Source organism: Pseudomonas sp. PS01297, from assembly GCF_029959305.1.
GTDB lineage: Bacteria > Pseudomonadota > Gammaproteobacteria > Pseudomonadales > Pseudomonadaceae > Aquipseudomonas > Aquipseudomonas helleri.
The window spans coordinates 41,101-53,430 of record NZ_JASCPQ010000030.1 but is presented as its reverse complement, the minus strand read 5'-3'; the positions used below and the strand labels follow the sequence as shown (position 1 = coordinate 53,430).

The following is a 12,330-nucleotide window of genomic DNA, read 5'->3' as shown; positions in this document are numbered from 1 at the left end:
CGAAGGCGGCGATGGGTTGCGAAGCGACCCCGGACGGCGGTCCTGCGGCCCGCATCGCAGCCTTCGTGCCTCGTCAGCGGCTACAAGGCTTGGGTGTTTTACAGCGCCTTTTCAAAGATCTTGGAGTTGCGCTGGAAGTTGTACAGCGACGCTCGCGCTGCTGGCAGGCGTTCGACGCTGCTAGGCTCAAAGCCGCGCTCGCGGAACCAGTGAGCCGTGCGTGTCGTGAGGACGAACAGGGTTTTCAGCCCCTGCGCCCGTGCACGGCTTTCGATGCGCTCCAGCAACTCATCACCCCGACGGCCATGACGGTACTCCGGGTTGACCGCCAGACACGCCAGTTCACCAGCATCCGAATCCGCAATCTGATACAGCGCCGCACAGGCGATGATCATGCCTTCGCGCTCAACCACGCTGAATTGCTCGATCTCACGCTCCAGCACTTCCCGTGAACGACGCACCAAGATGCCCTGCTCTTCCAGCGGGCTGATCAGGTCCAGCAAACCGCCCACGTCTTCAATCGCCGCTTCGCGGGTGACTTCGAATTGTTCCTGGGCGACCAGGGTGCCGCCACCGTGGCGGGTAAACAGTTCGGTCAGCAGCGCGCCGTCTTCGGCGTAGCTGACGATATGGCTGCGGGCCACGCCACCGCTGCACGCCTCGGCAGCCGCTTCAAGCAATTCAGCCTGGTAATCGCTGCCCAGACGCTTCATGTGCGCCGGAATTTGTTGTGGCCGCAACTCACGCACCAACCGCCCTTGTTCATCGAGCAACCCGGACTCAGCGCCAAACAACAGCAGTTTGTCAGCGCCCAGGTCGATGGCGGCGCGGGTGGCGACGTCTTCGCAGGCCAGGTTGAAGGTTTCGCCGGTGGGCGAATAGCCCAAGGGTGACAGCAGCACGATGGAGCGCTCGTCCAGCAGGCGGTTGATGCCCTTGCGGTCGACCCGGCGCACTTCGCCGGTGTGGTGGTAGTCCACGCCATCGAGGACGCCAATCGGCCGTGCGGTCACCAGGTTGCCGCTGGCCACGCGCAAACGCGAGCCCTGCATGGGCGATGAGGCCATGTCCATGGACAAGCGCGCTTCAATTGCGATGCGCAATTGGCCCACGGCGTCCATCACGCACTCCAGCGTCGCGGCGTCGGTGATGCGCATGCCTTTGTGGTAATGCGGCTGCAGGCCACGGGCTTCAAGGCGGCTTTCGATTTGCGGACGAGAGCCGTGAACCAGCACCAGCCGCACGCCCAGGCTGTGCAGCAGCACCAGGTCATGAACGATGTTGCCAAAGTTAGGGTGCGCTACACCGTCGCCAGGGAGCATGACAACAAAGGTGCAGTCGCGGTGAGCATTGATGTAAGGGGAAGCATGACGCAGCCAGTTAACGTAATCGTGCATAACCAAAGCCTGTAAAAAATGAGCCGCCTAAAAAGGGCAAAAACAGCAAACGCACAGCAGGCTGGTAGTTATCGTCGAAACAAACTTGGCAACACGCGTGCTCTCCTTGTGTATACGGGTCGGGCCTGCGGCCATTTACTGGGCCGGGGTCAGGCAATAATGTTCGATCAGTTGGCTTAGTAGACGCACTGTCGGCTGCAAACGTGACATTTCGAGGTGTTCACCGGGCTGATGCGCGCAGGTGATGTCACCCGGGCCCAACACGATGGTCTCGCAGCCAAGCTGCTGAAGATAAGGTGCTTCGGTGCCAAACGCTACTGCTTCGGCGCGATGCCCGGTGAGGCGCTCGGCCACGCGCACCAGTTCGCTGTCAGCCGCCTGCTCGAACGGCGCCACACCCGCCGCAATCGGGGCGAAGTCGATTTTGACCTGATGGCGCTCGGCCAACGGGTCGAGTTTGCTGCGAATGATTGAACGCAACAGCGCCGGGTCCATGCCTGGCAAAGGCCGCAGGTCGAATTCCAGCGAGCATTGACCACAAATCCGGTTCGGGTTGTCACCACCATGGATGCAGCCAAAGTTGAGGGTCGGTTGCGGCACGCTGAACTGCGGGTTGCGGTACTCGTTCAGCCATTGCTGGCGCAGCCCTTTGAGCTCGGTGATTGCGTCGTGCATGGCGTCCAGCGCGCTGTGGCCCAGGCTTGGGTCCGATGAATGGCCGCTGCGCCCCAGAATGTCGATGCGCTCCATCATCACGCCTTTGTGCATGCGGATGGGTTTGAGCCCGGTCGGTTCGCCAATCACCGCGGCACGCCCCAGCGGCCGCCCGGCCTCGACCAGCGCACGCGCACCGGCCATGGAGGTTTCTTCGTCGCAGGTGGCCAGAATCAACAGCGGCTGCTTGAACGGTTGGTCCAGCAGCGGGCGCACGGCTTCGATGATCAAGGCGAAAAAGCCCTTCATGTCGCAACTGCCCAGGCCTACCCAGCGATTGTCCACTTCGGTCAACTTGAGCGGATCGGTCTGCCACAGGGCTTCGTCATACGGCACCGTGTCGCTGTGGCCGGCCAGTACCAGACCGCCGGGGCCGCTGCCGAAACTGGCGAGCAAGTTGAACTTGCCAGGGCTGACCTGCTGGATATCGCAACTGAAGCCCAACTCACCCAGCCACGTGGCCAGCAAATCGATCACGGCGCGGTTGGACTGATCCAGATGGGGCTGAGTACAACTGACCGACGGCGTGCCGATCAACGCAGCGAATTGCTCTTTGAGGGACGGTAAGGGCATGCGCTGGCTTCCTGTTGGCTGGGCGAAGCCCATCATAGAGCCATCTGCGCCACAGAATAAACCCGCGCAACGCGCCGGGGCGGTGAGTCCTGTACACTGCACGGCCTTGGCAGCCACACTTTCCCCGGCTGCGCACCGTTCCTGGATTTTCCGGCCATGCAAAAAGAAACCGAAATCAAGCTCCGCGTCAGCCGAGAAACCCTCGCCGCCTTGCGCGAGCACCCTTTGCTGAAAAAACGCAACAAAAGTGGCTGGGAAAGCCGTGAGTTGTTAAACCAGTACTTCGACACGCCTGAGCGCGATCTGGCCAAGGCCAAGGTTGCCCTGCGCCTGCGCCGCGATGGCGAAGAGGTGATTCAAACCCTCAAGACCCGCGGCCAAAGCATTGCCGGGCTGTCGGAGCGCAACGAATACGACTGGCACTTGCCCAAGGCCAAGCTCGACATCAAAAAGCTCGAAGGCGAATGCTGGCCTGACGAACTGGCCGAGCTGGACAAAAAAACCCTGAAGCCGATCTTCACCACCGATTTCGTTCGCGAGCGCGCTGAAATCTCGTGGGGCCGTGGCAAAGCCAAGGTGGTGATCGAAGCCGCGCTGGACCTGGGCCATGTGATTGCCGGCAAGCAGAAAGAAGAAATCTGCGAGCTGGAACTCGAACTGCGCGAAGGCGAGCCGGCTGCCCTGCTGGAGCTGGCTGCCGAACTGGCGGAAAAACTGCCGCTGATGCCTTGCGACATCAGTAAGGCTGAGCGCGGCTACCGCCTGTTCGACGCCAACAGCTACAACGTCACCCTGCCCGCTCCTGAATTGACCCCGGAAACGCCGCTGGACGACGCCTTTGCCGCGTTGGCCTGGCACTTGTTGGGCAACAGCCAGCGCTTGGCTGAGCAATACCGTTTCAATGGTCACTGGCGCTTGCTGCAAGACTGGCTGCACCAGTTGATTGACCTGCGTGCGTTGGTCAGCAGCCTCGGCCAGGCCGCCCCGCGCCAGTCGACCCACACCCTGCGGGCCGAGCTGGATGCCCTGCTTGAAGACTGGCGCCCGATTGTGCAAATTGGTCAGGACGATGAAGACGTGCGTAAAGCCGCCCCTGAGCAGTTCCTTGAAGAGCTGCAAGACCCGCGCTGGGGCCAGTTCTCGCTGAACACCTCACGCTGGCTGCTGGCCCGCAGCTGGACCATTGACCGTGGCACCACCCGTGGCAACCGTCAGGGCGCTGCACAATTGGCCAGCTGGCTGCCACGCCTGCTGTCGGACGAAGCCATTGCCCTGCGTCTGAACCGCTACCAGCAGCAGCCAGAAGACTTGGCCGAGCAACTGCCACGCATTGAGCGCATTCAGGCCTGGTTGCGCCTGGCGCGCGGCGTGCTGGAGATCCCGGAAGTGGATCGCTTGTACGGCGAGATGAACAAGTTGCAAGAATTGGCGAACTTGCCAATCACTGACGACGCCGAGAGCAATGACCTGCTGCTCAACGCGCGCAAGCAACAAGCCATTGCCGTGTACCAGAACCGCGCCTGGAAAACCCTGCTGCGCGCCTAAGCCAATAGCGCCCACCTCCCTGTAGGAGCGAGCTTGCCTCGCGATCTTTTGATCTTTAAAAGATCGCGAGCTCCTACACAGGGTTTTACTCTTTTGGCATATCCGCGTCGGGGGTTCGCCAGATCAGGCGGGTGGTGTCATAACCCTGCTGCTGAGCCTTGCTGAGCAGTTCGTCGCGGGTTTGCTGATCGATCTGCGGCTTGCGTGACAGCAACCACAGGTAGCGCCGGTCCGGGTTGCCGACCAGCGCGGTGCTGTAGCCATCCCCCAGATACAACACCCAGTAATCGCCCTTGGTCGCGCCGGGCAACAGCCTGGACACCCAGTTATCGAACTCGACCCACAGCTTGTCGGTTTTGCCCGGCACTTGCGGGCTAGCGGTGCCCTTGGCCTCTTCCCACTTGCCTTCTGCCGTTCGGCAACGGTTCAACACCGCGACATTGCCGTCAGATTTGAGCGTGTACTGAGCCTCGGATTGCGCGCAGTTACGCTGGAAGAACATCGGCAACCGCGCCTGCTCATACCACGTGCCCTGATAGCGCTGTAAGTCGACGCTACCCACCGTGTTCGGTGCCAGCGCGTCGTTGTTGGATGTCGAGCACCCGGCCAATAACCAGGCAGCCCCGAGGCAAACTAAAAGACGTTTCATCGTAAACGCTCCCTGCGCTTTATTTGAGGCCCTGCCCCGAGAACATCAGCACTTTGTCACCGGCGTATTGCACGCTGATAAAGCTGCTCTTATCGCCCCAGGTGCAACTCGACATTCCCAGCGCACCCGAGCAATCGGTTGGGCTGCCCAGCAGTTGCTCCACCTCGGCCTTGGTCATGCCCGCCGACAGTTTGGAGTAGTTTTCTTGATTGACCTTGCTGCAAGCCGCCAGCAACACACAGAACGACAACAACGCCAAAGAACGCAACCTCATGGAAAAGCTCCTGAATAAAAGAATCGGCATCGCTGCCTGCTGCAAGCTTAGAAGAGAAAAGCGCGGGCGGGTTCCCTGACCCAGAAACGACTGTAGGAGCGAGCTCGCCTCGCGATCTTTTAAACAGTCAAAAGATCGCGAGACAAGCTCGCTCCTACAGAGGGTGCGGCGATGTATTTACGCTTTGTGGTACGAGGTCACGCGCGCCACTTCTTCTTTCGAACCCAGGAACACCGCTACGCGCTGGTGCAGGCCTTCTGGCTGGATGTCGAGGATGCGCTGATGGCCGTCAGTCGACGCGCCGCCCGCCTGCTCCACGAGGAACGACATCGGGTTGGCTTCGTACATCAAGCGCAGTTTGCCCGGCTTGGACGGCTCGCGGCTGTCGCGCGGGTACATGAACAGACCACCGCGGGTCAGGATGCGGTGCACGTCAGCGACCATCGCGGCCACCCAACGCATGTTGTAGTTCTTGTTCAGCGGGCCGTCTTCGCCAGCCAGCAATTCGTCAACGTAGCGCTGTACCGGGGCTTCCCAGTGACGCTGGTTAGACATGTTGATGGCAAATTCCTGGGTAGTTTGCGGAATGCTGATGTTTTCGTGGGTCAGCACGAAGCTGCCCATTTCGCGGTCCAGGGTGAAGCCTTTTACGCCGTCGCCCAGGGTCAGAACCAGCATGGTCTGTGGACCGTAGATGGCATAACCGGCAGCAACCTGCTGGGTGCCTGGCTGCAAGAAGGCCTTTTCATTCAACGGCTCGTTCTGGCTCAGGTATTCGTTCGGGCAACGCAGTACCGAGAAGATCGTGCCGACCGGAGCGTTGATGTCGATGTTCGACGAACCGTCCAGCGGGTCGAATACCAGCAGGTAGGCGCCTTTCGGGTATTTGCCCGGGATCTGGTAGGCATTGTCCATTTCTTCGGACGCCATGCCGGCCAAGTGACCGCCCCATTCGTTGGCTTCGAGCAGGATTTCGTTGGAAATCACGTCGAGCTTCTTCTGCACTTCACCTTGCACGTTTTCAGTGCCCATGCTGCCCAGAACACCACCCAGGGCGCCTTTGGACACGGCGTGGCTGATCTCTTTGCAAGCACGCGCCACCACTTCGATGAGGAAACGCAAATCAGCAGGGGTGTTGTTGCTACGGGTCTGCTCGATCAAATAGCGACTCAGGGTAACGCGGGACATGTAAGGCTCCGAACAATGGGGAGGGGGCGAAAAAACCCGCGCAGTTTAACGCGTGTTGCCGTGCAAATCTTCTAAACAGACTCACAACCGACGGAGAGGCCGGTGCTGAACCCTTAAATCAACTTAAAACAGTAGCCGCTGCCGCAGGCTGCGATAAGGCCCGAAGGGGCTTCGTTGTTAAAAACGCGAGCCCTGCGGACTCGATCGCAGCCTTCGGCAGCGGCTACAGAGGTATTACAACGCCTTCCAGATGTCGGTCGCGTATTCACGAATGGTCCGGTCCGATGAGAACCAGCCCGCCCGTGCGGTGTTCAACACGGCCTTGCGCCACCATTCGTCCGGGTTGTGCCACAGGTGTTCAACGCGCATCTGCGCATCCCAGTAGGCATCAAAGTCGGCACACACCAAAAAGCGGTCGTACTCGATCAGAGAATCGACAAAACCGGTGTAACGCGCCGGGTCGTCGTGGGAGAACACCCCGCCGCGTATGGCTTGCAGCACATCATTGAGCCGATGCGACGCCGCAACGTCCGCCGAGGCGTGGAACTCGCCATTGAGCTTGCGGGCTTCGACCTGCTCGGAGGTCAGGCCGAAAATAAACATGTTTTCAGCGCCGATGCGTTCACTCATCTCCACGTTGGCACCGTCCATGGTGCCGATGGTCAGCGCACCATTGAGGGCGAACTTCATGTTGCTGGTGCCCGACGCCTCGTAGCCGGCAGTAGAGATTTGCTCGGACAGGTCCGCCGCCGGAATGATGTTCTCGGCCAGGCTGACGTTGTAGTTGGGGATAAACACCACTTTGAGCAGGCCGCGCACCGTGGGGTCGCTGTTGACGGTGCGGGCGATGTCGTTGGCCAGCTTAATAATCAGTTTGGCCTGTGTATAACTGGCCGCCGCCTTGCCCGCGAAGATCTTCACCCGGGGCACCCAGTTGTTGCTCGGCTCGGCACGAATGGCCTGATACAGCGCCACAGTGTGCAGCAGGTTGAGCAACTGGCGCTTGTATTCGTGGATCCGCTTGATCTGCACGTCGAACATCGCTTCAGGGCTGACCACAACACCGAGCCGCTCGTAGATCAGCGCCGCCAGGGTGCATTTGCTCTGCAGACGTTGCTCGGCAAACTGTTTGCGGAAGTCAGCGCGCTCGGCAAAGGGTTCGAGCTTGATCAATTTATGTTCAGTTTCATCCAGTACATCTTCGCCCAGTGCGTTTTTGAGCATCGCGGTCAGCGGCGGGTTGGCCTGGAACAGCCAGCGGCGGAAGGTCACGCCGTTGGTTTTGTTGTTGATACGGTCGGGGTACAGCTTGTGCAGATCGGCAAACACCGTGCTGCGCATCAGTTGGGTGTGCAAGCCCGACACGCCGTTGACGCTGTGCGAGCCGAGAAACGCCAGATTGCCCATGCGCACCCGGCGGCCGTTGTCTTCTTCGATCAGCGACACGGCCCGCAGTACGCCAAAATCGTGAATGCCTTTCTCGCGCAGTTGGTCGATGTGGTAGCCGTTGATCAGGTAGATGATCTGCATGTGGCGCGGCAGCAGGCGCTCCATCAGGCCCACCGGCCAGGTCTCCAGCGCCTCGGGCAGCAAGGTGTGGTTGGTGTACGACAGCGTGTCGACGGTGACCTGCCAGGCGGTGTGCCACTCGATGCCGTGCTCATCGACCAGAATGCGCATCAACTCGGCGACAGCGATGGAAGGGTGCGTGTCGTTGAGCTGGATCGAGACATGCTCGGCCAGGTTGAGCAGGGTGTCATGGACGTTCAGGTGGCGGCGCAGCAAGTCTTGCAGCGAGGCCGAAACAAAGAAGAACTCCTGACGCAAACGCAACTCTTGGCCAGCCTCGTTACTGTCAGCCGGGTACAGCACGCGCGAGATGCTCTCGGCCCGCACCACTTCGGCCACCGCGCCCAAGTGGTCACCGGCGTTAAAGCGCCCCAGGTTCAAGTCATGCAGCGCCCTTGCACGCCACAGGCGCAAGGTATTGACGCTCGCCCCGCGCCAGCCGACCACCGGCGTGTCGTAGGCGATGGCGCGCACGGTTTCGTTGGGCCACCAGATTTGCCGTGACAGGCCTTGTTCGTCCTGTTTGGTTTCAACCGAGCCGCCAAAGCCTACTGAGTACAGCACCTCGGCGCGTTCAAACTCCCAGGGGTTACCGAAGTCGAGCCAATTTTCGGTTTGCTCTTGCTGCCAGCCGTCGACGATGCTCTGGCGGAACAACCCGTGCTCGTAGCGAATGCCATAACCGTGAGCGGCGACGCCCAAGGTCGACATGCTTTCCATAAAGCACGCAGCCAGTCGGCCCAGGCCGCCGTTGCCCAGGGCCGCGTCGGGCTCCAGCAGGCGGATGCGTTCCAGGTCTACGCCCAGCTCGGTCAACGCCTCACGTGCGACGTCGAGCAGGCCCAGATTGCTCAGGCTGTCGTAGAGCAAACGGCCGATCAAAAACTCCAGAGACAGGTAGTACACCCGCTTCTGGTCTTTGCGGTAAATCTGCCGGGTATGGTCCATCCAGTGCTCGACCATATGGTCGCGAGCGGCCAGTGCAATGGCTTCAAACCAGTCATGGTCAAACGCGTGATCCGGGTCTTTACCCACCGCGTAAGTCAGTTTGGCCAGTACAGCGTCACGAAAAGCCGTTACCTGCGCGTCACGAACAAGCGGTTCCTGGGGCATCGATACAACCTCTGGCGGGATGGAGCGATTAGAAGGACGAGTGGTGTCAGCCTAGACCGTTCGACAGGAACAACGCGCGTTGATTCGGGCTTTTTTTTATTAAAAACAGACGAAATGAACAGCGCCCCAAAACGATGCACCCCGCCTGCTAAACGCTTCAACGCACACTTTGTACAAAAAACCGGCAAATGGTGATTCACTCTGCCATCAACCCCGGTATGATCGCGCGCCCTGATGCACGCTGGAATACACCCCTGATGAAGTCCAACCTGATTGCTGCCGCGGAAATCGACCGTCTCGATACCTGGGCCAAATACTCCGCACCCATGTGCGGCTCCTGCATTTCCAGCTGCTGCACCCTGCCGGTTGAGGTCAAGGTCAAAGACCTGATCCGCATTGGCCTGGTGGACGAATTCGAGCTGGGCGACCCACCGAAAAACATCGCCAAGCGCCTGCAAAAAGAAGGGATCGTGGAGCGTTTCAACCAGAAGTCAGGGATTTTCACCCTGCAGCGCATGAGCAATAACGATTGCCTGTACCTGGACCGCAAGTCGCGTATGTGCACCATCTACGACAAACGCCCCGACACCTGCCGCAACCACCCGCGAGTAGGTCCGCGCCCAGGGTATTGCGCGTACGTGCCCAAAGCTGTCGAGCGTAAAAACAGCAGCGAACGGCTGATGAATTTTTAAAGCAGCCACCAAGGCCGTAGCTCCACAACAAGCCCGCTCCTACGGCCAGCAGGTCAATCACCTGACAGAGAGCATGATCTGCAAACGCTAGTGTTGAGCATCTTTCATTCCAGGAATGATGCTCATGCTCTATTTAAAAGTAACTGCACAGGACCGCAGCGGTAACGGCAAGGCAGATACTGTGCTGCTGCATTTTCATGACGGACCGGGAAAACTGACGCACGAAGCCGTGGCGCTGGATATTTCAGGCAATGGCTCTATTGATTTCGGCTTTGCTGGTGACATCAACCATGATGGAAAGCAGACCTTTACGGATCAAACCCTGCTGACCACCTTTGCAGAGGCGTTTCTCCAGCTCAACTGGTTTAACACCGGCGATAACTGGGAACGCTACCTCAATATTCAGGCACACAACTATCATCAAGACGGCACACCCAATGTCGTCACGCTCCAGTTCAGCGAAGACGATGGCACGCCTTGCTGTCCTATCCGCATAAAGTCTGCCGCTGCCTATGATGGCGACAACGATGGCTATTTCGACTCGTTTACCAACAGCGACGTGAATATGGATGGGGTGGCCAACAAGGCAGACAAGGCTCTATTGCGCAAAATCGTCTTAAGCTTCCTGCCCTTTAAATGGTTCAGACCATAACCCGGTTAAAACGCGCACCGCTGCAGCGCGCATAAAAAAACGCCCCCGACCGCAAGGTCGGGGGCGTTTTTGTAACCGCTAACTAATTAACTTAGTTTTTGGCCTTTTTAGCAGCGCGGGTACGCTCGCCTTCGTCCAGGATCTTCTTACGAAGACGGATGGACTTAGGCGTTACTTCGCACAGCTCGTCGTCCTGGATGAATTCCAGTGCTTGTTCCAGAGTGAAGCGAACAGGCGGAACCAGAGCGATGGTTTCGTCTTTACCCGAAGCACGCATGTTGTCGAGCTTCTTGCCCTTGGTAGGGTTAACGCCCATGTCGGTGTCACGGCTGTTCAGACCAACGATTTGACCGTTGTAGATCTCTTGACCGTGCTCAACAAACAGCTTGCCGCGTGCTTGCAGAGTTTCCAGGGAGTAGGTCAGTGCCTTGCCAGTTTCAACCGAAACCAGAACGCCGTTCTGACGGCCAGACATTTGGCCCGACTTCATCACGTCGTAACGGTCGAAGATCGAGGTCAGGATGCCAGCACCGTTGGTCAGGGTCAGGAACTGGTTACGGAAACCGATCAGACCACGAGCAGGGATGTTGTATTCCAGACGAACACGGCCTTTGCCATCCGGCACCATGTTGGTCAGGTCGCCTTTACGCAGACCCATCTCTTCCATCACCTTGCCCTGAGATTCTTCTGGCAGGTCGATGGTGACGTTTTCGAACGGTTCGTGCTTCACGCCGTCAACCAGACGGATGATCACTTCTGGACGGCCAACGCCCATTTCGAAGCCTTCACGACGCATGGTTTCGATCAGTACCGACAGGTGCAGCTCACCACGGCCAGAAACCTTGAACTTGTCAGCCGAGTCGCCTTCTTCAACGCGCAGAGCAACGTTGTACAGCAGCTCTTTGTCCAGACGTTCCTTGATGTTACGGGAAGTCACGAACTTGCCTTCTTTACCGCAGAATGGCGAGTCGTTTACCTGAAAGGTCATGGAAACGGTTGGCTCGTCAACGGTCAACGGCTTCATCGCTTCAACGTTCAGCGGGTCGCACAGAGTGTCGGAGATGAACAGCGAGTCCATACCGCTGATGCAAACGATGTCGCCTGCCGAAGCTTCTTCAACGTCTACACGGTGCAGACCGTGGTGACCCATCAGCTTCAGGATACGACCGTTGCGGCGCTTGCCGTCAGCGTCGATTGCCACAACCGGAGTGTTCGGCTTGACGCGACCACGAGCGATACGGCCAACACCGATAATGCCCAGGAAGCTGTTGTAGTCCAGTGCCGAGATTTGCATCTGGAACGGACCGTCACGGTCTACAGCTGGCGCAGGTACGTTGTCGACGATCGACTGGTACAGCGGGGTCATGTCTTCAGCCATGTCGGTGTGGTCAAGACCAGCAATACCGTTCAGGGCAGAGGCGTAAACCACTTTGAAGTCCAGCTGTTCTTCGGTAGCACCCAGGTTGTCGAACAGATCGAAGATCTGGTCCAGAACCCAATCAGGACGCGCGCCTGGACGGTCAACCTTGTTGATAACCACGATTGGACGCAGGCCGGCTTCGAAAGCCTTTTTGGTCACGAAACGGGTTTGCGGCATAGGGCCGTCTTGAGCGTCAACCAGCAGCAGAACGGAGTCAACCATCGACATTACGCGTTCTACTTCGCCGCCGAAGTCGGCGTGGCCCGGGGTATCCACGATGTTGATGTGGTAGCCGTTCCAGTTGATGGCGGTGTTTTTCGCCAGAATGGTAATACCGCGCTCTTTCTCCTGGTCGTTGGAGTCCATCACGCGCTCGTCGTTGAGCTCGTTGCGCTCCAGAGTGCCGGATTGGCGCAAGAGTTTGTCTACCAGGGTGGTTTTACCATGGTCAACGTGAGCAATGATGGCGATGTTACGTAGATTTTCGATCACTTGTGTATCTCGATCAGAGGATTCGGTGTGCTGACAGGTCGTGGCAGCGATT

The 12,330-nt window shown here is 58.8% G+C and carries 10 protein-coding genes; 3 read left to right on the top strand and 7 right to left on the bottom strand.

Annotated elements, in window-relative coordinates:
* Positions 1-98: 98 nt before the first annotated feature.
* The gene (gene argA / locus QMX84_RS11500) at positions 99-1,397 is read right to left on the bottom strand and encodes an amino-acid N-acetyltransferase (RefSeq protein ID WP_048366768.1); all 1,299 of its coding nucleotides are present in this window, start codon (positions 1,395-1,397) and stop codon (positions 99-101) included.
* Positions 1,398-1,532: 135 nt separating this feature from the next.
* Positions 1,533-2,684 carry an acetylornithine deacetylase gene (gene argE, locus QMX84_RS11495; protein ID WP_048366769.1) on the bottom strand — a complete coding sequence of 384 codons (1,152 nt, stop codon included), beginning with the start codon at positions 2,682-2,684 and terminating at the stop codon, positions 1,533-1,535.
* Positions 2,685-2,840: 156 nt separating this feature from the next.
* Between argE and QMX84_RS11490 the strand changes: the two genes are divergently transcribed.
* Positions 2,841-4,229 carry a CYTH domain-containing protein gene (locus QMX84_RS11490; protein WP_282363844.1) on the top strand — a complete coding sequence of 463 codons (1,389 nt, stop codon included), beginning with the start codon at positions 2,841-2,843 and terminating at the stop codon, positions 4,227-4,229.
* Between the two features lie 85 nt (positions 4,230-4,314).
* Here the strand turns inward: QMX84_RS11490 and QMX84_RS11485 are convergent, their stop codons facing one another.
* From QMX84_RS11485 to QMX84_RS11470, 4 genes are all read right to left on the bottom strand, one after another.
* A complete protein-coding gene (locus QMX84_RS11485) occupies positions 4,315-4,878 on the bottom strand; it encodes a lipocalin family protein (protein ID WP_282363843.1) in 564 nt (187 codons plus the stop codon).
* 19 nt (positions 4,879-4,897) lie between these two features.
* Positions 4,898-5,152, bottom strand: a complete 255-nt coding sequence (gene bamE / locus QMX84_RS11480; RefSeq protein ID WP_153438029.1) for an outer membrane protein assembly factor BamE — start codon at positions 5,150-5,152, stop codon at positions 4,898-4,900.
* A 177-nt stretch (positions 5,153-5,329) separates the two neighbouring features.
* On the bottom strand, positions 5,330-6,340 hold the full coding sequence (locus QMX84_RS11475) for a class 1 fructose-bisphosphatase (RefSeq protein ID WP_262123320.1): 1,011 nt from the start codon (positions 6,338-6,340) through the stop codon (positions 5,330-5,332).
* A 234-nt stretch (positions 6,341-6,574) separates the two neighbouring features.
* Positions 6,575-9,022 carry a glycogen/starch/alpha-glucan phosphorylase gene (locus tag QMX84_RS11470; RefSeq protein WP_048366774.1) on the bottom strand — a complete coding sequence of 816 codons (2,448 nt, stop codon included), beginning with the start codon at positions 9,020-9,022 and terminating at the stop codon, positions 6,575-6,577.
* Positions 9,023-9,276: 254 nt separating this feature from the next.
* Between QMX84_RS11470 and QMX84_RS11465 the strand changes: the two genes are divergently transcribed.
* Positions 9,277-9,714 carry a YkgJ family cysteine cluster protein gene (locus tag QMX84_RS11465; RefSeq protein ID WP_048366966.1) on the top strand — a complete coding sequence of 146 codons (438 nt, stop codon included), beginning with the start codon at positions 9,277-9,279 and terminating at the stop codon, positions 9,712-9,714.
* Between the two features lie 124 nt (positions 9,715-9,838).
* Positions 9,839-10,366 carry a hypothetical protein gene (locus QMX84_RS11460; RefSeq protein ID WP_282363842.1) on the top strand — a complete coding sequence of 176 codons (528 nt, stop codon included), beginning with the start codon at positions 9,839-9,841 and terminating at the stop codon, positions 10,364-10,366.
* A 91-nt stretch (positions 10,367-10,457) separates the two neighbouring features.
* Here the strand turns inward: QMX84_RS11460 and typA are convergent, their stop codons facing one another.
* Positions 10,458-12,278, bottom strand: a complete 1,821-nt coding sequence (gene typA, locus QMX84_RS11455; RefSeq protein WP_262123315.1) for a translational GTPase TypA — start codon at positions 12,276-12,278, stop codon at positions 10,458-10,460.
* Between the last annotated feature and the right edge of the window lie 52 nt (positions 12,279-12,330).

Excerpts from the sequence above, each read along its gene's own strand:
- argA (WP_048366768.1), bottom strand. The coding sequence starts at position 1,397 with ATGCACGATTACGTTAACTGGCTGCGTCATGCTTCCCCTTACATCAAT.
- argE (WP_048366769.1), bottom strand. The coding sequence starts at position 2,684 with ATGCCCTTACCGTCCCTCAAAGAGCAATTCGCTGCGTTGATCGGCACG.
- QMX84_RS11490 (WP_282363844.1), top strand. The coding sequence starts at position 2,841 with ATGCAAAAAGAAACCGAAATCAAGCTCCGCGTCAGCCGAGAAACCCTC.
- QMX84_RS11485 (WP_282363843.1), bottom strand. The coding sequence starts at position 4,878 with ATGAAACGTCTTTTAGTTTGCCTCGGGGCTGCCTGGTTATTGGCCGGG.
- bamE (WP_153438029.1), bottom strand. The coding sequence starts at position 5,152 with ATGAGGTTGCGTTCTTTGGCGTTGTTGTCGTTCTGTGTGTTGCTGGCG.
- QMX84_RS11475 (WP_262123320.1), bottom strand. The coding sequence starts at position 6,340 with ATGTCCCGCGTTACCCTGAGTCGCTATTTGATCGAGCAGACCCGTAGC.
- QMX84_RS11470 (WP_048366774.1), bottom strand. The coding sequence starts at position 9,022 with ATGCCCCAGGAACCGCTTGTTCGTGACGCGCAGGTAACGGCTTTTCGT.
- QMX84_RS11460 (WP_282363842.1), top strand. The coding sequence starts at position 9,839 with ATGCTCTATTTAAAAGTAACTGCACAGGACCGCAGCGGTAACGGCAAG.